Consider the following 25890-nt stretch of genomic DNA (forward strand, 5'->3'; position numbering starts at 1 on the left):
CGGACGTCGCCCGCTGCGTCGGCGCGGCGCCACGGACGGCGCGTGCCGCGACACGGTCGGCACGCCGCCCACGCGCCGGCGCGGGACGCCGCGCTATTGCGGGTCGCGGCTGTCGAGCCAGATCGTCACCGGCCCGTCGTTGACGAGCGCGACCTGCATGTCGGCGCCGAACACGCCGGTCGGCACCGCTTGGCCCAGCCCCTCGGCCAACGTGGCGACCAGCGCGTCGAACAGCGGCTTCGAATGCTCCGGCCGGCTGGCGCGGCTGTACGACGGCCGGTTGCCCTTCTTGCAGCTGGCGAACAGCGTGAACTGGCTGACGGCGAGGATCTGGCCGCCGGCGTCGAGCACCGACCGGTTCATCACGCCGGCCTCGTCGGCGAAGATGCGCAAGTTGAGCACCTTCTTCGCCAGCCACGCGACGTCCTCGGGCCCGTCGGCGTCCTCGACGCCGACCAGCAACAGCAGCCCCGGCCCGATCGAGCCGACCGTCTCGCCCGCCACCGCCACGCTCGCCGTGGCCACCCTTTGCACCAGCACCCGCATCGTGATCTCCGTATCGCTTAGAATGAAACGCCGGCCAGCATAACAACAAGGAGCCTTTCATGCTGATGGTGATTTCACCCGCCAAGACGCTCGACTTCGACACCCCGCCGACCACCCGTCATTTTTCGCAGCCGGACTTCCTGCCCGACAGCGCCGAGCTGATCGCCGTGCTGCGCGAAAAGAGCCCGGCCGATATCGCCGGGCTGATGGGTGTCAGCGACGCGATCGCCACGCTCAACGTCGGCCGCTTCCACGACTGGCACACGCCGTTCACGCCCGGCAACGCCAAACAGGCCGTGCTCGCCTTCATGGGCGACGTCTACGAAGGCCTGTCGGCCGGCGACTTCGATCATCAGGAACTCGACTACCTGCAGACGCACCTGAGGATCCTGTCCGGCCTCTACGGCCTGTTGCGCCCGCTCGACCTGATCCAGCCCTACCGGCTCGAGATGGGTACCCGCCTCGCCAACCCGCGCGGCAAAAACCTGTACGACTTCTGGGGTGACAAGCTCACCGGCGCGCTGAACGCCGTGCTGCTCGAGAGCGACGAGCCGGTGCTGGTCAACCTCGCCAGCGACGAGTACTTCAAGTCGGTGAAAATCAGGCAACTGAAGGCGCGGCGGGTGACGCCGGTGTTCCAGGACCTCAAGAACGGCCAGTACAAGATCATCAGCTTCTACGCCAAGCGTGCGCGCGGCCTGATGGTGCGCTGGGCGGTCAAGCACCGCGTCACCGACGTGCGGCAACTGAAGGGCTTCGATGCCGACGGCTACGCCTTCGTCGCCGAGGCCTCCGACGACGACACCTGGGTGTTCCGCCGCGACCCGGCGGCGCGCTGAAGCCGGTTGACCGTCGCGGCAGGCGGCGCCCCCACTCTCCACAAAGCGCGCGCGGGACGCTAAGATACGCCCGCCCCTGAGGCCAAAAGAAAAAACTCCGAGACAACACCCGCGCGCGACGCGCCGCCGTTCTTTGGTAGCACCCGACCATGTTTGATGCCGCATCCTTGTCCCGACGCTGTCCGGAACCGCTCGCCGTGCTGTTCCGCCAAGTCGGCCAGATCCATTTCCAGCGCTCGGCGCTGACCGGTTTCGCCATCGTGCTGGCGCTCGCCAGCGTCAACCTCTGGGCCGCCGTCGGCGCGCTGTTCGCCAGCGCGGTCGCCCTCGCGACCGCCTACCTGGCGCGCCTGCCGCGCGAGGCCCGCGTCGACGGCCTGTACGGCTTCAACGCGGCGCTGACCGGCGCCGGCCTGCTGTCCTTCTTCGCGCCCGGCCCGCTGCTGTTCGCCTACCTCGCGCTGGTCAGCGTCGCCTCCACCTTCGTGTCGGCGCGCTGGACCGCCTGGGGCCGGCTGCCGCCGCTGACGCTGCAGTTCGTGCTCGCGATGTGGCTGGCGCTGGCGATCGAGTCGGCCTTCGGCCAGCGCATCTCGCCGCCCGGCTGCGAGGACAGCTGGACCTCGGTGATCTGCAACGTCGGCCAGGTAACCTTCATCAGCGGCCTCAGGCCCGGCCTCGTCGTGCTGTTCGCCTTCGCCTGGCACGACAAGGAGGAAGCCTTCTGGCTGGCCGCCGGCGCCGCCGTCGCCTGGATGGCCAGCGACGCGCTCGACCTGTTCGCCCCCGGCCTCGCCGCCGGCGAGCAGCTGGTCGGTCTCGCGGTCAACGCCGCGCTGATCGGCCAGGGCCTGACCGTGTTCGGCCGCCGCCCCGGCGTCAGGCTGGCCGGCATCCTGCTGTCGGTGCCGGTCTGCCTCGCGCTGGCCGCCGCGGGGGTCAAATACTTCACGCTACCCTTCATCCTGGTGACCTGGGCGATGCTGCTCTTGAGCGCGCCGCGCGTCGCCGCGCCGCCCGCCGCCCGCGAAGCGGCCTGAGCGGCGGCCGGCCAAACGAACAGGGCGACCCACGGGTCGCCCTGTTGGCGTCTGCGCCACAGCGCGGCGGCTTTTTGCCGCCCTTTCGTTGAATATCCAAAACGCATTCTCAAGCGGGCGCTCCAAGCCCGTTCGCCGCCCCTTGCGCGCTTGACCCAGATCAAGCCCTCTTTGCCGCCGTCCTCCACCATGGCGATTCATTTGGCATCGCCGATGTCGCGTATTTCATCCGTTTATTCCGCCAACCACGAAACCGACCCTCAGCCATGAAGCTCAACCTGCCGGTCACCGGAATCGAACGGCCGTTCACGCACGGCCTCATCGTCACCCGCACCAACCTGAAGGGCGTCATCACGCACGCGAACGACGCCTTCGTCGCGCTGTCCGGCTTCGCGCGCGACGAGCTCGTCGGCCACAGCCACAACGTCGTGCGCCACCCGGACATGCCGCCGGCGCTGTTCGCCGACATGTGGCACACGATCAGGCTCGGCCAACCCTGGCGCGGCCTGGTGAAGAACCGCTGCAAGAACGGCGACCACTACTGGGTCGACGCCTTCGTCGTGCCGGTCAGGCAGCAGGGCGAGACGGTCGGCTATATGTCGGTGCGCTCCCCGGCCGCGCGCGACGCGGTCGAGACGGCCGAACGCGACTACGCCGCGCTGCGCGCCGGGCGGCCGTTCCGCAAGGCGCGGCCCGGCGGCTACGACGAGCACCGCCTGCGGCTGGGCGTGGGCGCAGCGCTGTTGGCGACGAGCGCGCTGATCGGCGGCTTCGGTCACGGCGCCGCCGGCCTCGCCCTGCTCGCCGGCCAGGCGCTCTTGACCGCCGGCTGGCTCGGCGTCGAGCGACGGCGGCACGCGCGCGTCGCCCGGCTGCTCGACGCCTGCGGCGCGATCGCCGAGGGGCGGCTGGCCAACCCGCTGCCGGTCGGCCGGCGCGGCGAGACCGGACGGCTGGAGACCGAGCTCGCGCACATGCAGGTGCACCTGAAGGTGGTCATCGACGACCTGCAGCGCGCCGCCCGATCGCTGGCGGGCGACGCGGCCGCGCTGCGCGCGACCAGCGAGGACATCCACCGCCGCGTCGAGGCCGGCAACGGCGGCGTCGCGCAGATGAGCGCGGCGATCGAGGAATTGTCGTGCTCGGTCGAGCAGGTCGCAGGCACCGCCGCCGACACCGCCGCGCAGAGCCTGGACGCGCGCGGCGCGCTCGAGGCAGGACTGGAGGCGATGGCGCGCGCGAACGAGGGCGCGCGCGAAACCGGCCGCGCGGTGGCCACGGCGCAGGACAGCATCGCGTCGCTGGCCGGCGCGATCGCGGCGATCAACCGCGTCAGCGACACCATCCGCGACATCGCCGGCCAGACCAACCTCTTGGCGCTGAACGCGGCGATCGAGGCGGCGCGCGCCGGCGAATCGGGGCGCGGCTTCGCGGTGGTCGCCGACGAGGTGCGCAAGTTGGCCGAGCGCACCAGCGCGAGCACGCTGGAAATCCACGCGCTGGTCGGCAACGTCGAGCAGGCGGCGCAAGCCACCGTCGCGGCGATGCAGGCGGTGGCCGACGAGACACAGCGCGGCGCCGACGCGCAGGCGCGTACCGCCGAGCGACTCATCGCGGTGCGCGAATGCACCGGCGGCGTCGCCGAGCGGATGCAGGAAATCGCCGCCAGCAACGCGCAGCAATCGTCGGCCGCCGCCGAGCTGTCGATCAAGATGGGCGACGTCGCCGGGCTGTTCGAGGCGACCGACCGCGACCTTGCCTCGGCCAACCGGCTGATCGAGCACTTCGCCGCCGAGGCCGAGGGGCTGGCCGAGCTGGCGGGCCACTTCGAACTGGAGACGGCCGGCGCTTAACGGGAAAGACGCTCTTCGCTATCATGCCGGCATGAGCTCTCCCCTCGACCCCGTCCCGTTGCCGCCGCCCGAACCGGAGGCAAGGCTCGCCGGCCTGGCGCTGCCGCTGGGCGAAACCGTCGTCGCCGTGCAAGGCCACGGCGACCCGGCCTACGGCACGCTGAAAAAGAGCCGCGCGAATACCGCGCAGTCGGACTACTTCCGGGTCGTCTTCCAGGGCTTCGCCCGGGTCGCGGCCGGCCAGTGGCAGCGCTTCGAGGGCGAGGACGCCGCCTCGCCGAACAACCTGAACAGCGCGTGGGCGCGCGTCGACCACCCGAGCCGCAGCGTCGCCTTCGGCCCCAAGAGCGGCGTCGCGCTCAGCGCGGCCTTCGCCGGCGGGCCGCTCGACGCCTACCTGTTCGCCCAGGTCATCGCCTGGGCCAAGACCGTCTACCCCGACTACCGGGTCGCGCCCGGCGTGCTCAGCACGCTGTCGCTGCCGGACGAGGACAAGCTGCGCGTGAACGCCTTCTTCGCCTCTCAGGGCTTCGACTTCGAATGGGGCGACGGCCAGAAAAGCGCCCACTACGGCAAGGACCGGGCCGGCCGCCTGCTCGGCGTGTGGGACGCCGAACGGGTCAGCGAGGTCCCCGGCGCCGCGCTGCTCGACTCGCTGGCGCAACACGACGCCTACCAGCACGAACTCGAGCACAAGTTGGCCGAGGCCGACGCCAGCCAGTCGGCGCTGCGCCGCCAGATCGCCCGGGAACGCCACACCAACCAGATCATGACCGGCGTGACCGCCTTCGTGCTGCTGGTCGGCCTGCTCGTCGCGCTCGACCTGTTCTGAGCCCGCCCTTCCGCCGTCCGCGCGCCGCCGCCCCGCTCACTCCTCGACCGGCAGCAGCAGGGTTTCCTTCACTTCCTCCATCACCACGTAGCTCTTCGACTCGTTCGCGTTCGGCAACTGCAGCAGGATGTCGCCCAACAGCTTGCGGTAGTGGCTCATGTCGGCGATGCGCGCCTTGATCAGATAGTCGAAGTCGCCGGATACCAGGTGGCAGTCGAGCACCTGCGGCAGCTTCATCACCTCGCGCCGGAACGCCTCGAAGATCTCGCCCGACTTGGCCGACAGCTTGATCTCGACGAACACCAGCAAGGACGCGCCGAGCGCCTGCGGATTGAGTTTGGCGTAATAGCCCTCGATCACCCCGTCTCGCTCGAGCCGGCGCACGCGCTCGGTACACGGCGTGATCGACAGGCCGACCTTTTCCGCCAGTTCGGTCATCGACATGCGGCCGTTGGCCTGCAGATGCCGGAGGATCTTGCGGTCGATGCGGTCTAGCGGATAAGCGCCGGAATTCGCCTTTTTCATTTTTCCTGTCAACCTGTCGAATTATCAGTTTTTCACCCAAATAAACAGTAAGTTTTGGAGAAAAAAACTGCTTTCAAATAAATATACTACAAAAAATCACTAAAGACGGGTTCAGGGCAAACCCTGAACCGAAGCAAGGACGGCGACGGGGTCTGCGGCCCCCTCCAGGCAAGTAGAGGACGAACGAAATGCAAGTCATGGTATTGGGTGGTGGCGTTATCGGCATCAGCACGGCGTGGTATCTGGCCCAGGCCGGCTGCGAAGTGACCGTGATCGAGCGCCAGTCGGGTCCGGCGCTGGAAACCAGCTTCGGCAACGCCGGCCAGATCTCGCCGGGCTACGCCGCGCCGTGGGCCGCGCCGGGCATCCCGATGAAGGCCGCCAAGTGGCTGTTCCAGAAACACGCGCCGCTGGCGATCCGCCCGGACGGCTCGCTGTTCCAGCTCGAATGGATCGCCAAGATGTTCGCCAACTGCAACCCGGAGGCCTACAACCTCAACAAGGGCCGCATGATGCGCCTGGCCGAATACAGCCGCGACAAGATCAAGGAATTGCGCGCCGAAACCGGCATCCAGTACGAAGGCCGCCAGGGCGGCACGCTGCAGCTGTTCCGCTCGCAGGCGCAGCTGGACGGCATGGGCAAGGACATCGAGGTGCTCAAGGAGTGCGGCGTCGCCTTCAACGTGCTCGATCCGGACGGCTGCGCGCGCGTCGAGCCGGCGCTGGCCAAGACCAAGCACAAGCTGACCGGCGGCCTGCAGCTGCCGAACGACGAAACCGGCGACTGCAACCTGTTCACCCAGCGCCTGGCCCAGATGTGCAAGGATGCCGGCGTGACCTTCCTGTTCGACCACCGCATCGAGAAGATCCTCGACGACGGCCGCCGCATCACCGGCGTGGTCGCCAACGGCGTCACCCACACCGCCGACCACTACGTGCTGGCGCTGGGCAGCTACTCGCGCCAGCTGCTCAAGACCCTCGACATCGACGTGCCGGTCTACCCGGTCAAGGGCTACTCGTTGACCGTGCCTATCGTCAACGCCGCCGGCGCGCCGACCTCGACCATCCTCGACGAGACCTACAAGATCGCGATCACCCGCTTCGACGACCGCATCCGCGTCGGCGGCATGGCCGAGCTGGCCGGTTTCGACCTGTCGCTGAACCCGAAGCGCCGCGCGACGCTGGAAATGGTCGTGGGCGACCTGTACCCGGACGGCGGCGACCTGAAGGCCGCGTCGTTCTGGACCGGCCTGCGCCCGATGACCCCGGACGGCACACCGATCATCGGCGCGACCCGCCTTGCCAACCTGTCGCTGAACACCGGCCACGGCACGCTGGGCTGGACCATGAGCGCCGGCTCCGGCAAGTTGCTCGCCGACCTGATCACCGGCCGCAAGACCGAGATCAGCGCCGACGGCCTGTCGATCGCGCGCTACGGCGCCAAGACCGTCGCGCCGGCCCCGCTGCGCCCCCGCGCCGCGACCGCGTAAGGAGCCGTCGATGAGCCGCCCGCTTGAAGCCGTCATCCGCCTCGACAATCTGCGCCACAACTACCACGTTGGCCGAGCCCTCGCCGGCGGCCGCGCGCTCGCCGTCGTCAAGGCCAACGCCTACGGCCACGGCGCGGTGCAGTGCGCCAAAGCCCTGCCCGACGCCGACGGCTTCGCCGTCGCCTGCATCGAGGAAGCGCTGCAGCTGCGCGAGGCCGGCATCGCGCAGCCCATCCTGCTGCTCGAGGGCGTATTCGAGGCGTCCGAGCTCGAACTGGTCGAACGCCACGGCCTGTGGCTGGTCGTCCACCACGAGGGCCAGCTGGCGATGATCGAGGCGGCCAAGCCGAAAACGCCGTACACCGTGTGGCTGAAGATGGACTCGGGCATGCACCGCGTCGGCTTCGCGCCGGCCGACTACGCCGCCGCGCACGCCCGTCTTTGCGCCAGCGGCAAGGTCGCGTCGATCACGATGATGAGCCACTTCGCGCGCGCCGACGAACCGGGCGCGCAGGCCACCGCCGACCAGATCGCCGCCTTCCAGGCAGCGACCGAGGGCCTGGCCGGCGAGGTCAGCCTCGCCAACTCGGCCGGCCTGATCGGCTGGCCGGCGGCGCGCGTCGGCTGGGGTCGCCCGGGCATCCTGCTCTACGGCGCGAGCCCGATGCCGGTCGACGGCCCGGCGGTCGAGCTCAAGCCGGTGATGCAGCTCAAATCGAAAGTGTTCGCGGTGCGCGAGCTGGCCGCGGGCGAGCCGATCGGCTACGGCGCGAGCTTCCACACCTCGCGCGCGACGCGCGTCGGCGTGGTCGCCTGCGGCTACGCCGACGGCTACCCGCGCCTGGCGTCGACCGGCAGCCCGGTCGCGATCGACGGCGTACGCACCCGCATCATCGGCCGCGTGTCGATGGACATGCTGACGATAGACCTCACCGACCTGCCCGACGCCGACGCCGGCGTCGGCAGCGAGGTCGAGCTGTGGGGCGATACGGTGTCGGTGAACGAGGTCGCCGCGCACGCCGGCACCATCGCCTACGAGCTGCTGTGCAACGTCAAGCGCGCCGCCTTCCGTTATCGGTAGTCCCTGGTGTTTGACACGTTTCTCTTCGTGTTCTGTCCCTTATGCCCCGGCCGCGAGCCGGGGCTTTTTTTGCCGTCTCAACGCAAGAAGGCTCGGCCAAGCTATGCAAGCTTGGCCGAGCCTTCGTCCAAATGAAGCCGGGTGCCGGGAACTCAGTGCCGCGCGTCGCGCACCGCCCCCACCACGTCGAACTGGAACAGCTCCTTGACGTCGGCGTCGTCGAACACATAGCGCTGGTTGCAGAAATCGCAGGCGATTTCGACGCTGCCCTGCTCGAGCACGATGTCGCCGACCTCCTCGCCGCCGAGCATCTTCAACATCTCGCCGACGCGCTCGCGGCTGCAGTTGCAGGCGAAACGGGTCGCCTCCGGCTCGAACACGCGAACGGTTTCTTCGTGGTAGAGGCGGTGCAGGATCTCGGCCGGCGCCAGCGCCAGCAGCTCGTCGTCGGCCAGCGTTTCGGCCAGCGCGCGCGCGCGCGGCCAGCCGTCCGGGTCGCCGTGACCGTCCGGCAGACGCTGCAGCAAGAGGCCGGCGGCCGAGTCGCCGTCGCAGGCGAGCTTCAGGTAGGTGTCGAGCTGCTCGGAGCGGCCCATGTAGTTCATCAGCATCTGGGCGAGGCTGTCGCCCTCGAGCGCGACGATGCCCTGCCAGGCCTCTCCCTGCGCCGGTTCGAGCGTGATGACGAACTGACCGCCCGTGCCGACCAGCTCGGCCAAGCTCGTGTCCTCGGCGACGTCGCCGTGCACCTTGGCGGTGGCGCGCTCGCCGCGGTCGCTCGAGGCCTCGACCACGGCGAGGCGCAGCGGGCCGGTGCCCTGCAACTGCATCACCAACGTGCCGTCGAACTTGAGGTTGGCCGACAAGAGCTGGCTGGCGGCCATCATCTCGCCGAGCACGCGCGCCACCGGCGCCGGGTAGGCGCGGCGGTCGAGCACCTGGCGCCAGGTGTCGTCGAGGCGAACCAGCGCGCCGCGCACCGGGGCGCCGTCGAACAGGAAGCGTTGCAGCGTGTCTTTGTGGTCCATGGTTCAGGACTCCTTTGCGAGATTCAGGGTATAGACGGTCATCGGCAGGCTGGACGACACGTCGAACTCGGCGCCGGCCTTGACGCCCAGCTCGGCGATCTGGCGCGCCGACAGCTCCGAGTCGTAGGCGGCGAACATCGCGCCCATCGCGAACTGGCGCCCGGAGCCGATCGCCCAGAAGCGCGCGAAGTCGTACACCTCGCGCATCGGGTAGACGCCGAAGATGCCGCGCGGGTTGGCGATCAGCACCATCATCTGGCTCGATTCGTAGGGGTCGTCGTCCTCTTCTTCGGGGCGCATGAAGAAGGCGTCCTTGAACTTCGGGTGCAGCTTGCAGAAGGTGTCGAAGATCGCCTCGCGGCTCGACAGGTCGCGCGACTTGAGCGACTTGAGCGCGCGCTGCAGCACCAGGTCGTGCGCCGCCGAGCCGGAAATCGCCAGCAGGCTGTCGCCGCACTTGAAGATCTTGTCGTGAAAACGGTCATAGCCCGACAGCAACTTGTGGTCGTCGCCGAAGGTGGTCTGGCTGTCGGCCGCGATCGCGACCTCGTCGCCCTTGCGTACCACCACGATGGTCGTCATGCGCGCCTCACCCTGTCGAAATAAAAACGCTAAGATAAGGCACCATCCCAAAAAAACAAGCACGGGAGTCGCTTTACCATGTGTCAGCTGCTGGGGATGAACTGCAACACCCCGACCGACATCCTGTTCTCCTTCGAAGGCTTCCACCGTCGCGGCGGCCTGACCGACCACCACGCCGACGGCTGGGGCATCGCCTTCTTCGAGGGGCGTGGCTGCCGGCTGTTCCTCGACGACAAGCCCTCGGCCGACTCGCCGGTCGCGGCGCTGGTGCGATCCTACCCGATCAAGTCGGAAAACGTGATCGCCCACATCCGCAAGGCCACCGTCGGCCCGGTCGGGTTGGCGAATACCCACCCCTTCCTGCGCGAGATGTGGGGCCAGTACTGGATCTTCGCCCACAACGGCGACCTGAAGGACTATCACCCGGCGCCCGGCCGCTACTACCGCCCGGTCGGCGGCACCGATTCGGAAGCCGCCTTCTGCGCGATCATGGAAAACCTGCGCCGGCGCTGGGACGCGCCGCCGCCGCTCGAAGCGCTGTGGCAGGCGTTGCTGGAGCTGGCCGGAGCGATCCGCGCGCACGGCGTGTTCAACTTCATGCTGAGCAACGGCGAGTGGCTGTTCGCGCACTGCTCGACCCACCTGCACTACATCGTGCGCCAGGCGCCGTTCGCCACCGCCCACCTGCTCGACGAGGACATCACCGTCGACTTCGCCGAGGAAACCACCCCCGACGACCGGGTCGCGGTGATCGCCACCCAGCCCTTGACCGATAACGAGCACTGGACGCGGATCGACCCCGGCCAGGCGCTGCTGTTCAAGGACGGCCGGGCGCTGTTCCACGCCTGAGGCGCGGCGACCCGCCCGAAGCGACGACAAGGAGACGCGATGCGCCACGCCCTCATCCCCCTGCTGCTGTGCGGCCTCTTGGCCGGCGCCGCGCGCGCCGAGACGCCGCCGGCCACCGTCGCCGCCGTCGACCTCGCGCGCTACGTCGGCACCTGGTACGAGATCGCGCGCAAGCCGATGTACTTCGAACGCCACTGCGTGCGCGACGTCACCGCCACCTACACGGCCCGCGCCGACGGCACGCTGCGGATCGAGAACCGCTGCCTCGACCGCGACGGCGAGGAGCGGCGCGCGCGCGGCAAGGCGCAGGTGGTGCCCGGCAGCGGCAACGCCAAGCTCAAGGTCAGCTTCTTCTGGCCGTTCACCGCGCCCTACTGGGTGCTGTGGCTGGACGGCGACTACCGCGCCGCGCTGGTCGGCGAGCCGGGCCGCGACTACCTGTGGCTGTTGTCGCGCACGCCGCAGCTCGACCCGGCGCTGGAGGCCGCCGCGCTCGCGCGCGCGCGCGAACTGGGCTTCGAACTCGACGACCTGATCCGCCCGCAGCAGGGCGGCTGACGCCATCGCCCTAGGAGAACGCATGCCGACCCGATTCGACCGCTCCGCCATCTTGTCCGTCATCGACGGCGAACGCCGGCGCTTCGCCGCCGCCCACCCCGCCTCCGAACGGCTCGCGCGCGACAGCCGCGGCCACTTCCTCGCCGGCGTGCCGATGCACTGGATGAGCGACTGGGGTACGCCCTTCCCGCTCTTCGTCGCGTCGGCCGAGGGCGTGACGCTGAGCGACGCCGACGGCCACCGCTACGTCGACTTCTGCCTCGGCGACACCGCCGCGATGTTCGGCCACAGCCCGGCCCCCGTCGCGGCGGCGCTCGCGCGCGCCGCACCCCACGGCCTGTCGACCATGCTGCCGTCGCCGGACGCGCCGGCGGTCGGACGGCTGCTGGCCGAGCGCTTCGGGCTGCCTGTCTGGCAACTGACCGCCACCGCAACCGACGCCAACCGGGCGGCGATCCGCTGGGCACGCGCGCTGACCGGCCGCGGCCGCGTGCTGGTGTTCGACGGCGGCTACCACGGTACGGTCGACGACACCTTCGTCAGGCTCGACCACGGCCGCACCGCGCACCGCCCTGGCCTGATCGGCCAGCAGGCCGACCTGACCCGCCACAGCGTGGCGGTCGAGTTCAACGACCTCGCCGCGCTCGAGGCGGCGCTGGCCGCAGGCGACGTCGCCTGCGTGCTCACCGAGCCGGGGCTGACCAACTGCGGCATGGTGCTGCCGCAACCGGGCTTCCTCGAAGGCGTGCGCGAGCTGACGCGCCGCCACGGCACGCTGCTGATCCTCGACGAGACGCACACGCTGTCGACCGGGCCCGGCGGCTGGGGCCGCCAGGCCGGCGTCGACGCGGACATGCTGACCGTCGGCAAGGCGATCGCCGGCGGCCTGCCGGCGGCGGTGTACGGCATGAGCGCCGAGGTCGCCAGCCGGGCCGAGACCTTGCTCGCCACCAAGGAGGCCGGCCACTCGGGGCTCGGCACCACGCTGTCGGCCAACCTGTTCACGCTGGCGGCGCTACGCGCCAACCTCGAGGCGGTCGCCACGCCGGCCGCCTACCTGCACATGACCGGCACCGCGTCCTACCTCGCGCACCGGCTGTCCGAGCTCATCGCGCGCCGCCACCTGCCGTGGTGCGTGACGCAGATCGGCGCGCGCTGCGAGTTCCAGTTCTCGCCCTCGCCGCCGGCCACCGCGCGCGAGGCCGCGGCGGCGATGGACGGGGAGCTGTCGCTGGCGCTGCACCTGTTCCTGCTCAACCGCGGCGTCGCGATCACCCCCTTCCACAACATGATGCTGTGCGCGCCGGCCACCACGCGCGAGCACGTCGACACGCTCGCGACCGCGCTGGACGGCGCGATCGCCGCGCTGGCGGGGACGGCGGCGTGAGCGGCGGCTTCGCGCTGACGAGCCCGCCCTTCGACGCGCTCTCGCCGGCCGAGCGCGAACGGCTCGAGGCGGCCGCCGACCTCGTCTACTACGCCGACGAGGACGAGATCCTCGGTCCGGAGGCGCGCGTCGACACGCTCTACGTGCTGATCAAGGGCCGGGTGCGCGAGATGGCCGGCGACGAGACGGTCGCCGCCTACCAGGCCGGCGACACCTTCGACGCGCGCGCGCTGGTCGCCGGCCGCACCGCGCACCGCTTCGTCTGCCACGAGGAGGCGGTCGCCCACGCGCTACCGCGCGACGCGGTGCTGGCGCTGACCGAGACGAACCCGCAGTTCGGCGCCTTCTTCTTCGCGCGCGTGTCGGAAAAGCTCGCGCGGCTCGCGGCGCGCGCCGGCCGGCGCGAGCTGCAGACGCTGCTGGCCGCGACGGTGCGCGAGCTGGGCGTGCGCGAGGCGCTCTTCCTCGACGCGGCCGACACCGTGGTCGACGCCGCGCGCGCGATGAAGACGCGCAGCCTGCACTCGGTGCTGGTGCGCCGCGGCGACGCGGTCGGCATCTTCACCAGCAGCGACTTCCGCGACGTGGTGCTCGACGGCCTGCCGGGCGACACGCCGCTTGCCGCGCGGGCGCGCTTCGAACTGATCGCGGTCGACGCCGACGCCCACCTGTTCGACGCGCTCCTGACCATGACCCGCCACGACGTGCGCCGCGTCGTCGTCACCGAACGCGGCCGGCCGCTCGGCGTGCTCGAGCAGGTCGACCTGCTGTCCTTCTTCTCGACCCATTCGCACCTGATCGCCGAACGCATCGACCGCGCCGGCACGCTCGACGCGCTGGCCGACGCCGCCGGCCAGATCCCGCTGCTGGTCGGCCATCTGGTCGACGCCGGCGTCAAGGCGCCGCACCTGGCACGGCTGGTGCAGGCGCTGAACGCGCGGCTGTTCGCGCGCACCTGGCAGCTCGTCGCGCCACCGGCGGTCGCCGCCGCGAGCAGCCTGATCGTGCTCGGCTCCGAAGGACGCGGCGAGCAGATCCTGCGCACCGACCAGGACAACGCGCTGCTCTACCGCGAGGGCGACGGCGTCGACGCGGCGGCCGTCGCGCAGGCCGCCGCCGCCTTCTCGGCGGCGCTCGACGGCTTCGGCTACCCGCGCTGCCCCGGCCGGGTGATGGTCGACAACCCCGAGTGGCGCGGCACGCCCGCCGCCTGGCGCGACCGGCTCTACCGCTGGATGACGCAGCCGGACGACGAGGCGCTGATGCGGCTGGCGATCTTCCTCGACGCCGAGACGGTCGCCGGCGACGCCGCGCCGTTGGCCGAGCTCAAGCGCTACCTCGACGCGCTGCGCCGCGACGACGACGCGCTGCTCGCCCGCTTCGCGCGCGCGCTCGAGCGCTTCGACACCCCCGGGCTGATCGCGCAACTGCTGCAGGAAAACGCGCCGCTGGACCTCAAGAAGGCCGGCATCTTCCCCATCGTGCACGGCTGCCGCGCGCTGGCCTTCGAGCACGGCATCGACGCGGCCAACACCTTCGAGCGGCTCGACGCGCTGGTCGCGCAGCACGCGCTCGAACGCGAGCTGGCGCGCGACCTGGCCGAGGCGCTGTCGCTGCTGATGGGGCTGCGGCTGCGCGCCGGGCTGGCCGCGACCGAGCACGGCCGCACCGCCGACACGGTGGTGATTCCGGCGCGGCTGAACGCGCTCGAGCGCGACCTGCTGAAGGAGGCGCTCGCCGTCGTGCGGCGCTTCAAGGCGCTGCTGCGCCACCACTTCCGGCTGGGGGCGTTCTGATGCTGGCCGCGCTGCGCCGCCGCTGGCTGCGCGAGAAGCTGACCGATCCGCGCTACGCCGGCCTGTTCGACGAGGTCGACGGCGAATACGTCAGCCTCGACTGCGAGACCACCAGCCTGAACGTCCGCGACGCCGAGTTGCTGGCGATCGGCGCCGTCAGGATCGTCGGCCACCGTGTGCTGACCAGCACGGCCTTCTCGGTGCTGGTGCGCCCGGACAAGCGCCCGGACGCCGGCAGCGTGAAGGTCCACGGCCTCAGGGCGCGCGACGTCGAAGCGGGCCTCGCGCCGGCCGACGCGCTGTACGCGCTGCTCGACTTCGTCGGCGGCCGGCCGCTCGTCGGCTACTACCTCGAGTACGATCTCGCGGTGCTCGGCCGTTACCTGAAACCGCTGATCGGCATCGGCCTGCCCAACCGCGCGATCGAGATCTCGGCGCGCTACTACGACTACAAGACGCGCCGGCAAGCGGGTGCCCACGTCGACCTGTCGTGGCACGCGCTGTTGGCCGACCTCGGCGTGCCGGCGCTGCCACGCCACGACGCGCTCAACGACGCGACCACCGCCGCGCTCGCCTACCAGGCGCTCGCCGCGCGCGGCTACGGCTAGCGCCTCGTCCCGACGCCAAAATAACAAGGCTCGGCCAACCCCCAGGGTTGGCCGAGCCTTGTTGTCGCGCGCGCCTCGCGCGGATCAGTACGCCAGTTCGCCGTGCCGCGTCTCGACCAGGTGGCCGGCCGACAGCGACATCATCAGCAGCGCGATACGCTCGTGCAGGATCACCGTATGCGCATTGCCGGAAAACTGCAGGTAGCGGCGCAGATCCTCGCGCACCTTCTTCGAGCCGGTGACGTCGATCAGGATGTCGACCGCGTCGCCCTGCTCGGCCAACTCCATGAAGTTGGCGGTCACCGCCACGCCGTGATCGCGCGCGACGGCGATGCCCGGCCGCGAGAAGTCGAGGTCGGCCACGCCGACCACCTCGACGAACGGCGCCTGCAACAGTTGCCGCAGCAGCGGGGTGCCGGTCTCGCCGGCGCCGATCATGCCCACGCGAATTTTCTCCATCCTCGACTCCCTCAGCCTAAAGCCACGAGCGTAACGCCAAGCCGGCGGCCGTCATTTGCGCTGCGTCAAACCCGCAGCAGATCGGCCAGCGGGCGCCAGGCGCGCAACACGGTGGACGCGCAAGCCGGGCGGCGGGACGAGACCGGCGGACAAGGAGGCGGGCGGCGGGCCGCTTGCGCGCCGCGCGCACGACACGACGGACGTCAATGCAGGCTCTCGCGGCTCAGGAAACGCAGGTAGCCGACGCCGTCGATCCAAAAGCCGCCGTCCGGCAGCGGGTCGGCCTCCTCGAGCTCGCCCACCGTCAGTTCGAGCAGTTGGCCGTCGACCTGCGCCTGCAGCGCGACGTCGTCGTCGTCGGCGTAATCCTCCGAGGCATAGAGAAAGTCGGGAACGACAAACTGGTTGTTCACCTGGATGTAGTCGGACCGGTTCAGCAAACGCAGGATGTTCATGATGCCCTCCTTGTCCGTGCGCACCGCACGTCCACAACGAGACAGTTCCATCCGGCTCCCGGCTGACGCGGGCCCACACTGTCAGGCGAACCGACGCACCGCTCGAGGGCGTTCTACAGCCAGCCGCGCGCGGCCAGCGAACTGGCCGCGCCGGCGCTGATGACAAGATGATCCAACAGACGAATCTCCACCAGTTCGAGGGCGGCTTTGAGCGTCGCGGTCAGCATCCGGTCGGCGCCCGACGGCTCGGCGCTACCCGATGGATGGTTGTGCGCGACGATCACGCCGACCGCATTGTGCGCCAGCGCCCGCTTGACGATTTCGCGCGGATAGACGCGCGTTTCGCTCACCGTGCCCCGACTGATTTCTTCGACCGCCAGCACGCGGTTTTGTGCCGACAGGAACAGCGCGACGAACACCTCGACCGGCGCCTGGCCGATCGACAAGCGCAGATAATCGACCACGGCCTGCGGGCTCGACAGCGCGTCGGCAAGCCGGATCTCTTCGGCGAGGCTGCGCCGCGCCAGCTCGCGCGCGGCGGCCAGCTGCGTGTACTTGGCCACGCCCAGCCCCGGCGTGACGGCGACGGTGGCCGCGTCGGCGGCGAACAGCGCCGACAGGCTGCCGAAGCGGCCGATCAGGTTGCGGCCGACGTCGAGCGCCGTCTGGCCCTTGATGCCGGTCCTGAGCAGGATCGCCAGCAATTCGGCGTCCGACAGCGCCGCCGCGCCCTGCGCGAGCAGCTTCTCCCGCGGACGCTCGTTTTCCGGCCAGTGCGCGATCGACATGCTTTCCCCCCTTGTCTCGCTATAGCACCCCGTCCCGCACGCAACAATAAAGACATTTGCATAAAATGGGCGCGGCGGCGCAGGCGACCGCACGCCGGCATTCCGGTAAAATCGCCGCTTCCGCATTCAATCAGGAGCCTAGCATGCCGACCCGCCGCATCCTCTTGGGCGTCACCGGTGGCGTGGCCGCCTACAAGTCGGCCGAGCTGACCCGCCTCTTGGTCAAGGCCGGCCACCACGTCGAGGTGGTGATGAGCGAGGCGGCGACCCGCTTCGTCACGCCGGCGACCTTCCAGGCGCTCTCGGGCCACGCGGTCTACACCGAGCTGTGGGACAGCCGCCCGGCGGGCGCGATGGCGCATATCGACCTGTCGCGCCGCGCCGACCTGTTCCTGATCGCGCCGGCCACCGCCGACATGCTGTTCAAGATCGCGCACGGCGCCTGCGACGACCTGATCTCGACGCTGGCCGCCGCGCGCGCCTGCAAGCTCGCCGTCGCGCCGGCGATGAACCGCCAGATGTGGGACAACCCGCCCAACCGGCGCAACGTCGCGCAGCTGGTGGCCGACGGCGTGACCGTGCTCGGCCCGGCCTCGGGCGTACAGGCCTGCGGCGAGGTCGGCCCGGGCCGCATGCTGGAGCCCGAGGAAATCGTCGAACTGCTCGACGGCGTGTTCGCCGACAAGACGCTCGCCGGCCGGAAGGTGCTCTTGACCGCCGGCCCGACCTTCGAGCCGATCGACCCGGTGCGCGGCATCACCAATATCAGCTCGGGCAAGATGGGCTACGCGCTAGCGCGCGCCTGCCGCGACGCCGGCGCCGAGGTGGTGCTGGTCTCCGGCCCGACCGCGCTCGCCGGTCCGGTCGGCGTCGAACGCGTCGACGTGACCACCGCGCAGCAGATGCACGACGCGGTGATGGCGCGCGCGGCCGCCAGCGACGTGTTCGTCGCCGTCGCCGCGGTGGCCGACTACCGCGTCGCCAACGCATCCGAGCACAAGCTGAAAAAACAGGGCGCCGCGCCGACGCTGGAACTGGTCGAGAACCCCGACATCCTCGCCGCCGTCGCCGCGCTGCCGAACGGCCCGTTCTGTGTCGGCTTCGCCGCCGAGAGCCAGCACCTGATCGACTTCGCCGAGGCCAAGCGCCAGAAGAAGGGCGTGCCGCTCTTGGTCGCCAATCTGGTGCAGACCGCGATGGGCAGCGACGCCAACGAGGTGGTGCTGCTCGACGACGCCGGCAGCCATCCGCTGCCGATCATGACCAAGGACGAGGTCGCCGTCGCCATCGTGCGCCACCTCGCCCGCCAGCTCACTGCATCACAAGGACAAGCATGAAACCGACCGTCGACCTCAAAATCCTCGATGAGCGCCTGAAGGACGCCCTGCCCGCCTACGCGACCCCCGGCTCGGCCGGCCTCGACCTGAAGGCCGCGATCGACGCCGAGATGACGATCGAACCGGGCCAGACCGTGCTGGTGCCGACCGGCATCGCGATGCACATCGCCGACCCCGGTCTCGCCGCGATGATCCTGCCGCGCTCGGGCCTCGGACACAAACACGGCATCGTGCTGGGCAACCTGGTCGGCCTGATCGACTCGGACTACCAGGGCCAGCTGTTCGTGTCGGTGTGGAACCGCGGCCACGAGACCTTCCGCCTCGCGCCGCTGGAACGCATCGCCCAGCTGGTGATCGTGCCGGTGGTGCAGGTGGCGTTCAACGTGGTCGACGACTTCGACGCCTCCGAGCGCGGCGAAGGCGGCTTCGGCAGCACCGGCCGCCACTGAATCGCTGATCGCTGATCGCTGATAACCAGAAGGCTCGGCCAACCTTGCATAGGTTGGCCGAGCCTTTTCATATCCGCCTTCCAGGCGTCGCCGGCCGTCGCGCAGACACATGGCCGTTCCGCCTCTCCCGCCCGCATCGCGCAGCGGCCCGCCCCCCCCACTGGCCGCAGGCAAAAAAAGACCGGCGCGCAGCCGGTCCAAGGGAGTTGCCAGTGATTAGCAGGAACTTACGACAGCAGGTGGTTGCTCAGCTCGCGCAGGCCGGCCGACAGCATCGCCAGGTCGAGCACGTCGAAGGACTGGAACTCGCCGAGCATCTGCTGGCACGCCTCGACGTCGGCGCCGCGGCGCGCGAGCCACGCCTCGGCGAAGCAGTGCTCGTCGGCGCAACCGGACGGCGCGTCCTGCATCGCCTGACGGGTCAGCTTCTTCTGCAGGCGATACAGGTCGTCGCGCAGCGCCGAGCGGGCCAGCGACTGCCAGCGGTTGTCGCGCGGCAGGCGGTTGACGGCCTCGAGCAGCCAGTCCAGCTGCAGCGTGCGACCGAGCAGGTAGTAGTTCGACGCCAGATCCTCGAGCGCGACCGGGCTGCCCTCGCCGGTGTCGATGATGTCGAGCAGCGGCACCGCGAACTCGAGGCGGGCCATCAGGCGCGCGAGCTCCTGCGGCAGGCCCGGCTCGGCGAGGTAGCGCGCCTCGAGCGCGGCGACCGCCGGGTAGGTGTCGGCCGACACCAGCGTCGGCAGCGCGGCCATCAGCGCCGCGACGCGGCTGCCGTAGTGCTCGATCTGCGCGTTGACCGAGCCGATCGGGCGACGATAGCGCAGCACCCAGCGCGTCACGCGCTCGACCAGCGTGCGCACGCGCACCATCAGTTCGACCTGCAGCTCGGCCGGCACCCGGTTGTCGAGCGACTCGATCTGGCACCACAGCGCCTCGGCGCCGAACACGCGGCTGGCGATCCACCAGGCGCGCGCGATGTCGGCCTCGGGCTGCGGGTTCTCTTCCTTGAGGCGGAAGATGAAGCTGGTGCCCATGCGGTTGACGAGCTGGTTGGCCAGCTGGTTGGCGATGATTTCGCGCTTGAGGTGGTGCGACTTCATCTGTTCGCCGAAGCGCGCCTGCAGCGGTTTCGGGAAGTAGTTCACCAGCACCGGCAGGAAGTCCGCGTCGTCCGGCAGGTCGGACTTCAGCAGCGCCTGGTCGAGCGTGATCTTGCTGTAGGCGAGCAGCACGGCCATTTCCGGGCTGCTCAGGCCGAGCTTGGCCAGACGGCGCTCGTTCAGCTGCGCCTCGTTCGGCAGGTACTCGAGCTCGCGGTTCAGTTCGCCGGCCTTCTCCATCGCCGCCATCATGCGGGTGTGCACCGACAGCATCGCCGGCGCGTTCAGGCGGTTGATCGCGAGGATCTGCGTCTGCAGGTAGTTGTTGCGCAGCACCAGCTCGCCGACTTCCTCGGTCATCTCGGCCAACAGCTCGTTGCGCTGCTTGAGCGTCATGTCGCCGGCCTGCATCACCGCGCCGAGCAGGATCTTGATGTTGACCTCGTGGTCGGAGCAGTCGACGCCGGCCGAGTTGTCGATCGCGTCGGTGCAGATCAGGCCGCCCTTGAGCGCGAACTCGATGCGGCCCTTCTGCGTGCAACCGAGGTTGCCGCCCTCGGCCAACACCTTGACGTTCAGCTGGTTGCCGTTGACGCGCAGGCCGTCGTTGGCGCGGTCGCGCGCGTCGGCGTGGCCCTCGGTGCTGGCCTTGACGTAGGTGCCGATGCCGCCGTTGTACAAGAGGTCGGCCTCGGCCTTGAGGATCTCGTGGATCAGCTCGGTCGGCGCCATGCTCTCCTTGTCGGTCTTCAGCCACTCGCGCACTTGCGGCGACAGCGGGATCGACTTGGCCGAGCGTTCGAACACGCCGCCGCCCTCGGAGATCAGCTCGCGCTTGTAGTCGGCCCAGCTCGAGCGCGGCAGGTTAAAGAGGCGCGCGCGCTCGGCGAAGCTCACCGCCGCGTCCGGGTTCGGGTCGAGGAAGATGTGCTGATGGTTGAACGCCGCCTTCAGACGGATATGCTCGGACAGCAGCATGCCGTTGCCGAACACGTCGCCGGCCATGTCGCCGACGCCGATCACGGTGAAGTCCTCTTCCTGGCAATTCACGCCGAGGTGGCGGAAGTGGCGCTTGACCGATTCCCACGCGCCGCGCGCGGTGATGCCCATCTTCTTGTGGTCGTAACCGGCCGAACCGCCCGAGGCGAACGCGTCGCCGAGCCAGAAGCCGTACGCCTCGGACACGCCGTTGGCGATGTCGGAGAAGGTCGCGGTGCCCTTGTCGGCGGCGACCACGAGGTACGGATCGTCCTCGTCGAGGCGGCGCACGTCGGCCGGCGGCACGATCTGGCCGTTGACCAGGTTGTCGGTGACGTCGAGCAGCGCGGAGATGAAGGTCTTGTAGCAGGCGATGCCCTCGGCCATGAAGGCCTCGCGGTCGCTCGCCGGCGGCAGCTGCTTGCACACGAAACCGCCCTTGGAGCCCATCGGCACGATCACCGAGTTCTTCACCATCTGCGCCTTGACGAGGCCGAGCACCTCGGTGCGGAAGTCTTCCATGCGGTCGGACCAGCGCAGGCCGCCGCGCGCGACCTTGGAGCCGCGCAGGTGCACGCCCTCGATGCGCGGGCTGTAGACCCAGATCTCGAACAGCGGGCGCGGCTGCGGCAGGAAGGCGATCTTGCCCGACTCGATCTTGAACGAGATGTAGGACTTGAAGCCGCCCTCGGCGTCCTTCTGCCAGAAGTTGGTGCGGCGGATCGCCAGGATCACCGCGAGCATGCCGGACAGGATGCGGTCCTCGTCGATGTTGGCCACCGATTCGAGCGCCTGCTTGACCTGGCCGCGCAGCGCCTCGGCGCGCGCGTCGTCGGCGTCGACCGGATGCAGGCGGGCGACGAACAGGTCGACCAGCGCACGGGTGATCGCCGGGTAGTTGCCCAGGCACTGCTCAATATAGGCCTGGCTGAAGGTCAGGCCGCCCTGGCGCAGGTACTTGGCCAGCGCGCGGGTCAGCGAGATCTCGCGCCAGTCGAGGCCGGCGGACAGCACCAGCTTGTTGAAGCCGTCGTTCTCGACCTTGCCGGCGAACACCTGCGCCAGCAGCGTCTGGAACGCCGCCTCGACCTCGGGCCGGGCCAGCGCGTCGCCGCCGTGGCCGAGCTGCAGGCCGAAGTCGATGATCCACACCACCGAGCCGTCGGCGCGTTCGACCTTGTACGGGTGCTCGTCGCGCACCGCGACGCCGAGGTTCTCCAGCAGCGGCAGGCTGGCCGACAGGTTCAGCGGCTCGCCGGCGTGGAACAGCTTGAGGTTGACCGCCTCGCCCTCGCGGTGCAGCGGACGGTAAAGCTTGAGCGCCAGCGGCGACGCGTCGCTCACGGTTTCCAGCAGCTGGATGTCGAGCACCGCGCTACGGACGGCGAACTCCTCGCGGTAGGCGGTCGGGAAGGCTTGCTGGTAGCGGTGGAACAGGCGGTTGCCGATCTCCTCGCCGTGCGCCTCGATCAGCTGCTGGTGCAGCTCCTCGACCCAGCCGCGTACCACGCGGGCGATCTCGGCCTCGATCTCGTCCTCGTTGAAGTCGGGCAGGCTGGCCGACGGGGTGCGGACGATGTAGTGCACGCGGGCGAGCATGCCGTCGCCGATCTGCACGCCGAATTCGGTGCTGGCGCCGTTGAAGGCCTTGAGCAGCACCTTCTCGATCTTCAGCCGCACCTCGGTGCTGAAGCTGTCGCGCGGCACGTACACCAGGCAGCTGACGTAGCGGTGGTAGTGGTCGGTGCGCGCGAACAGGCGCACGCGCGGGCGCTCCTGCAGGTTGACGATGCCCTCGGCGATCGGCTGCAGCGTCTCGGCAGGGATCTCGAACAGCTCGTCGCGCGGGTAGCTTTCGAGCACGAAGGCCAGCGTCTTGGCCTTGTAGCTGTTGTCGACGTAGTCGCAGGCCTTGACCACGTAGTCGACCTTGCGGCGCAGGATCGGGATGTCCTTGGGCGGCACCTGGTAGGCGCTGGCGGTGTAGAGGCCGAGGAAGCGGCGCTCGCCGACCACCTCGCCCTTGTCGTTGAAGCGCTTGACGCCGACGAAGTCGAGATGGGCCGGACGGTGGATCTGAGACACGGTCTGCGACTTGTTCAGTACCACCAGCTGCGGCAGGTGGGCGCGTTCGCGCAGCGCCTGCGGCAACGCCTCGAAGCTTTCCGAGAACTCCTTGTCGCCCTGCTCCTTGAGCACGCCGAGGCCGGAGCCCTTGACGATCTTCAGGCTGTCCTTGCCGTCGCGGCGTACCAGGTCGTAGTCGCAGTAGCCCATGAACAGGAAGTGGTCGGCGGCCAGCCACGACAGGAAGTCGGCGACTTCGCGCGCCTCGTCCTGCAGCGCGGCCGGCGCGGCCTCGACCAGGCCGGACACCAGGCTCGCGGCCACGTCGCGCATCTTCGGCTCGTCTTCGACCACGCGGCGCAGCGCGCCGAGCACCTGCTGCAGCTCGGCCTCGAGCGCGGCGATGCGCTCGGGCTCGGAGACGCGGTCGATCTCGACGTGGATGAACGATTCGAGCGGCAGCGTGCGACCCTCGGTGCGGCGTACCTCGACCAGCTGGCCGGCCTCGTCGCGGCGCACCGCGAGCACCGGGTGCACCAGCAGGTGCAGGCGCAGGTTGTGGCGCGCCAAGAGCATCGCGACCGAGTCGATCAGGAAGGGCATGTCGTCGTTGACGATCTCGATCACCGTGTGGGTGCTCTGCCAGCCGTCGCGTTCGAAATCGGGGTTGTACAGGCGGACTTTCGGTTCGCCGGCCTTGCGCTGCTCGGCGAAGCGGTGATGCGCCATCGCGGCGCCCAGCAGGTCGAGCGCGGAAACGCGCGACAGGTCGTCGTGCTCGGCTTCTTCGTAGTAGATGGAGAGGAAAGGAATGAAGACGGCTTTTTCTTTGGCGGGCAGGCTGCTTTCGGCGAGTGCCTGAATCTCGGCAACCAGATTCGTCAATTCTGTTTTATGGGTCAGAGACATGATCCGTTCGGCTCCCGGGGCCAGAAAGGTGGCTGGCGCGGCGCTTTTGGCGCTGGCCTGAATATCGTCAACCAGATTCTTCGATTCTGCTTCGTGTGTGAGTGACATGACCTGTCGTGCTCCGCTGACCAGAAAGAGGTGCGAGGCATTGTAGACGGGGGGGGGAGGCCGGGAAATTCCATCATGCGACACGCATTTATATATTCATCGAATCCCATGGTTATCCCTAGGCGCCGTTCGGCGTCGAGCATTCCCGGCCGTAAAAGGCATTTTGCTTATAGCAATGCGACGACGAATTACAAATCCACCGGCGGCCAGCGCCCGGTCAAACCCCGAGAAAAAGAACGGCAAACCGTTGATTTTCAAGCCATTTCCACTTTGCCTGCAAAGCGGGTAAAATGCGCGACTTCCTCGTTCCGCCGCGCGTTGCCGCCGCCGCCAGATTGTTGGGTGGGGGCAATCGTGACAAGATTGGTTCGCCTTGAGACGATCCTCAAGCCGCAACCGAATTGGCAGCATGAGCACCCGGCAAGCGCGTCTGGCCGGCTTCCAGTCGGGGGTTACCCCCGCCGATCTTGGGTACACCATGCGGGTTGATTCATTTGTCAAAAAACAATTGGATAACCATCATCACAGGGCAGAGCACACTCATGAAGAAGGTTCTGGTTTTCACCACGCTGGCCGCGCTGGCGGCCGGCGCGACCGCGCAGGCGGAAACGCTGCGCTTCGGCATCGACCTCAACTATCCGCCGTTCTCCAAGCAGGGCGCCGACGGCAAGCCGCAGGGCTTCGACGTCGACATGATCCACGCGCTGTGCGCGGCGATGAAGACGAGCTGTCAGGTCGTCCCGCAGGACTGGGACGGCCTGATTCCGGCGCTGAACGCCAACAAGTTCGACGCCATCCTGTCGTCGATGCAGATTACCCCCGAGCGCCAGAAGGCGGTCGACTTCACCCGCAAGTACTACAACATTCCCAGCCGCGTGATCGGCAAGGCCGGCACCCAGGTCGACCAGAACACCTTCAAGGGCAAGAAGATCGGCGTGCTGCGCGCGTCGACGCAGGAGAAGTTCGCGCGCGACTACTGGGGCAAGAGCGGCGCGCGCATCGTGGCGTACAGCAAGTCGCCCGAGTCCTTCCTCGACCTGAAGGCGGGCCGCGTCGACGCGGTGTTCGTCGACGGCGCGGTCGGCGACACCGAATTCCTCAAGACCCCCAACGGCAAGGGCTACGCCTTCATCGGCCCGAACTACAGCGACGCCAAGTATTTCGGCCTCGGCGCCGGCATCGCGGTCAAGAAGGGCAACAAGGCCCTCGTCGACCGCCTGAACCAGGCCATCGACCAGATCCGCAAGGACGGAAGCTACAAGAAGGTACAGGACAAGTACTTCAGCTTCGACGTGTACGGCGGCTAAGCGCTGCCCGACCGGTCACCCGGGCGGCGCCCGCCGCCCGGCCCCACAAGCTACAACGGAGAAATCATGAGAAAGCACGGCCTTTTCCTCGCCGGGGTGCTCGCCCTGGCCGTGGGCGGCGTCGCCCATGCCGAAACCTTGCGCTTCGCCACCGACGCCAGCTACCCGCCGTTCTCGAAACAGGGCCCGGACGGCAAGATGGTCGGCTTCGACCCGGAAATCGCCCACGCGCTGTGCGCGGCGATGAAGGTCAAGTGCGAAGTCATCCCGCAGGACTTCGACGGCATCATCCCGGCGCTGAACGCGAAGAAGTTCGACGCCATCATCGCGTCGATGAACATCACCGAGGAGCGCAAGAAGGCGGTCGACTTCACCGAGCGCTACTACAACATGCCCAGCCGTCTGGTCGCCCGCGCCGGCACCAAGGTCGACGACGCCTGGTTCCGCGGCAAGAAGATCGGCGTGCTGCGCTCGTCGATCCAGGAAAAGTACGCGCGCGACCACTGGGTCAAGCTCGGCGCCCGTCTGGTCGCCTACGGCAAGGCGCCCGAATCCTTCCTCGACCTGAAGGCCGGCCGCGTCGACGCGAGCTTCGTCGACGCCGCGGTCGGCGAGACCGACTTCCTCAAGACGCCGAACGGCAAGGGCTTCGCCTTCGCCGGACCGGTCTATAACGACGCGAAATACTTCGGCGACGGCGCCGGCATCGCGGTCAGGAAGGGCGACAAGGCTCGCCTGGACAAGTTGAACGCGGCGCTCAAGCAGATTCGCGCCGACGGCAGCTACGACCGTATCCAGCAGAAGTACTTCAGCTTCGATATCAAGTGATCCAGCGCGCCGGGCGCAGCAGCGCCCGGCCTGACGACAACCGGAGGGCGGCCGCGCGCCGCCCTCACCCCAGCGTCTTTTTTTCGGG

23 protein-coding genes are annotated in these 25890 nt (G+C 69.0%); 15 read left to right on the plus strand and 8 right to left on the minus strand.

Going from position 1 to position 25890, the window contains the following annotated elements:
• Window positions 1-93 precede the first annotated feature (93 nt).
• The gene (dtd, locus tag EV683_RS09840) at window positions 94-546 is read right to left on the minus strand and encodes a D-aminoacyl-tRNA deacylase (protein WP_131862659.1); all 453 of its coding nucleotides are present in this window, start codon (window positions 544-546) and stop codon (window positions 94-96) included.
• 59 nt (window positions 547-605) lie between these two features.
• On the opposite strand from dtd, the gene yaaA reads away from it, so the two are divergent.
• The 4 genes from yaaA to EV683_RS09860 all read left to right on the plus strand — a co-directional run bounded on the left by yaaA (window position 606) and on the right by EV683_RS09860 (window position 5110).
• Window positions 606-1385, plus strand: a complete 780-nt coding sequence (gene yaaA / locus EV683_RS09845; RefSeq protein ID WP_131862660.1) for a peroxide stress protein YaaA — start codon at window positions 606-608, stop codon at window positions 1383-1385.
• Window positions 1386-1582: 197 nt separating this feature from the next.
• On the plus strand, window positions 1583-2425 hold the full coding sequence (locus EV683_RS09850; protein WP_165916815.1) for an urea transporter: 843 nt from the start codon (window positions 1583-1585) through the stop codon (window positions 2423-2425).
• A gap of 266 nt (window positions 2426-2691) precedes the next feature.
• Window positions 2692-4278: a methyl-accepting chemotaxis protein gene (locus EV683_RS09855; protein ID WP_131862662.1), complete on the plus strand. Its 1587-nt coding sequence runs from the start codon at window positions 2692-2694 to the stop codon at window positions 4276-4278.
• A 31-nt stretch (window positions 4279-4309) separates the two neighbouring features.
• Window positions 4310-5110, plus strand: coding sequence for a hypothetical protein (locus tag EV683_RS09860; protein ID WP_131862663.1), 801 nt, complete (start codon window positions 4310-4312; stop codon window positions 5108-5110).
• Between the two features lie 36 nt (window positions 5111-5146).
• On the opposite strand, the gene EV683_RS09865 is transcribed toward EV683_RS09860, so the two are convergent.
• Window positions 5147-5635 carry a winged helix-turn-helix transcriptional regulator gene (locus EV683_RS09865; RefSeq protein WP_066614721.1) on the minus strand — a complete coding sequence of 163 codons (489 nt, stop codon included), beginning with the start codon at window positions 5633-5635 and terminating at the stop codon, window positions 5147-5149.
• Window positions 5636-5823: 188 nt separating this feature from the next.
• Between EV683_RS09865 and EV683_RS09870 the strand changes: the two genes are divergently transcribed.
• Together EV683_RS09870 and alr are read left to right on the plus strand one after the other, a co-directional pair.
• Entirely contained in the window at window positions 5824-7125 is a 1302-nt protein-coding gene (locus EV683_RS09870) for a D-amino acid dehydrogenase (RefSeq protein WP_131862664.1), read from the plus strand.
• A gap of 10 nt (window positions 7126-7135) precedes the next feature.
• Window positions 7136-8206, plus strand: coding sequence for an alanine racemase (gene alr / locus EV683_RS09875; RefSeq protein ID WP_131862665.1), 1071 nt, complete (start codon window positions 7136-7138; stop codon window positions 8204-8206).
• A gap of 152 nt (window positions 8207-8358) precedes the next feature.
• On the opposite strand, the gene hslO is transcribed toward alr, so the two are convergent.
• Window positions 8359-9234 carry an Hsp33 family molecular chaperone HslO gene (gene hslO / locus EV683_RS09880; RefSeq protein WP_066614740.1) on the minus strand — a complete coding sequence of 292 codons (876 nt, stop codon included), beginning with the start codon at window positions 9232-9234 and terminating at the stop codon, window positions 8359-8361.
• 3 nt (window positions 9235-9237) lie between these two features.
• Window positions 9238-9816, minus strand: a complete 579-nt coding sequence (locus tag EV683_RS09885) for an Ntn hydrolase family protein (protein ID WP_066614741.1) — start codon at window positions 9814-9816, stop codon at window positions 9238-9240.
• 78 nt (window positions 9817-9894) lie between these two features.
• Between EV683_RS09885 and EV683_RS09890 the strand changes: the two genes are divergently transcribed.
• Genes EV683_RS09890 through EV683_RS09910 form a run of 5 tightly spaced genes read left to right on the plus strand, consistent with a single transcriptional unit; the run spans window position 9895 to window position 15014 of the window.
• Window positions 9895-10665, plus strand: coding sequence for a class II glutamine amidotransferase (locus EV683_RS09890; protein WP_131862666.1), 771 nt, complete (start codon window positions 9895-9897; stop codon window positions 10663-10665).
• A 39-nt stretch (window positions 10666-10704) separates the two neighbouring features.
• Window positions 10705-11223: a lipocalin family protein gene (locus EV683_RS09895; protein WP_131862667.1), complete on the plus strand. Its 519-nt coding sequence runs from the start codon at window positions 10705-10707 to the stop codon at window positions 11221-11223.
• Window positions 11224-11245: 22 nt separating this feature from the next.
• Window positions 11246-12610 (plus strand): transaminase, encoded by a 1365-nt coding sequence (locus EV683_RS09900; RefSeq protein ID WP_131862668.1) that lies wholly within the window; start codon window positions 11246-11248, stop codon window positions 12608-12610.
• The gene (locus EV683_RS09905) at window positions 12607-14406 is read left to right on the plus strand and encodes a DUF294 nucleotidyltransferase-like domain-containing protein (RefSeq protein WP_207910442.1); all 1800 of its coding nucleotides are present in this window, start codon (window positions 12607-12609) and stop codon (window positions 14404-14406) included. The genes EV683_RS09900 and EV683_RS09905 overlap by 4 nt, the downstream gene beginning before the upstream one ends.
• Entirely contained in the window at window positions 14406-15014 is a 609-nt protein-coding gene (locus EV683_RS09910; RefSeq protein ID WP_131862669.1) for a 3'-5' exonuclease, read from the plus strand. The genes EV683_RS09905 and EV683_RS09910 overlap by 1 nt, the downstream gene beginning before the upstream one ends.
• Window positions 15015-15098: 84 nt before the next feature.
• Here EV683_RS09910 and EV683_RS09915 read toward each other — a convergent pair whose 3' ends face one another.
• From EV683_RS09915 to radC, 3 genes are all read right to left on the minus strand, one after another.
• The gene (locus EV683_RS09915) at window positions 15099-15473 is read right to left on the minus strand and encodes a Gfo/Idh/MocA family oxidoreductase (protein WP_066614753.1); all 375 of its coding nucleotides are present in this window, start codon (window positions 15471-15473) and stop codon (window positions 15099-15101) included.
• 203 nt (window positions 15474-15676) lie between these two features.
• Complete coding sequence (locus EV683_RS09920; protein WP_131862670.1) at window positions 15677-15928, minus strand: hypothetical protein; 252 nt, start codon at window positions 15926-15928, stop codon at window positions 15677-15679.
• A gap of 113 nt (window positions 15929-16041) precedes the next feature.
• Window positions 16042-16716 (minus strand): RadC family protein, encoded by a 675-nt coding sequence (gene radC, locus EV683_RS09925; protein WP_131862671.1) that lies wholly within the window; start codon window positions 16714-16716, stop codon window positions 16042-16044.
• 143 nt (window positions 16717-16859) lie between these two features.
• Between radC and coaBC the strand changes: the two genes are divergently transcribed.
• Both coaBC and dut read left to right on the plus strand, forming a co-directional pair.
• On the plus strand, window positions 16860-18053 hold the full coding sequence (coaBC, locus tag EV683_RS09930; RefSeq protein WP_131862672.1) for a bifunctional phosphopantothenoylcysteine decarboxylase/phosphopantothenate--cysteine ligase CoaBC: 1194 nt from the start codon (window positions 16860-16862) through the stop codon (window positions 18051-18053).
• Window positions 18050-18502: a dUTP diphosphatase gene (gene dut, locus EV683_RS09935; RefSeq protein ID WP_066614763.1), complete on the plus strand. Its 453-nt coding sequence runs from the start codon at window positions 18050-18052 to the stop codon at window positions 18500-18502. Before coaBC ends, dut begins: the two co-directional genes overlap by 4 nt.
• A gap of 227 nt (window positions 18503-18729) precedes the next feature.
• Here dut and EV683_RS09940 read toward each other — a convergent pair whose 3' ends face one another.
• The gene (locus tag EV683_RS09940; protein WP_131862673.1) at window positions 18730-23559 is read right to left on the minus strand and encodes an NAD-glutamate dehydrogenase; all 4830 of its coding nucleotides are present in this window, start codon (window positions 23557-23559) and stop codon (window positions 18730-18732) included.
• 650 nt (window positions 23560-24209) lie between these two features.
• Between EV683_RS09940 and EV683_RS09945 the strand changes: the two genes are divergently transcribed.
• Both EV683_RS09945 and EV683_RS09950 read left to right on the plus strand, forming a co-directional pair.
• Entirely contained in the window at window positions 24210-24974 is a 765-nt protein-coding gene (locus EV683_RS09945; RefSeq protein WP_131862674.1) for an ABC transporter substrate-binding protein, read from the plus strand.
• Window positions 24975-25040: 66 nt separating this feature from the next.
• Entirely contained in the window at window positions 25041-25802 is a 762-nt protein-coding gene (locus tag EV683_RS09950) for an ABC transporter substrate-binding protein (protein ID WP_066614769.1), read from the plus strand.
• Window positions 25803-25890: the final 88 nt, after the last annotated feature.

The organism is Crenobacter luteus (genome assembly GCF_004345725.1).
GTDB lineage: Bacteria > Pseudomonadota > Gammaproteobacteria > Burkholderiales > Chromobacteriaceae > Crenobacter > Crenobacter luteus.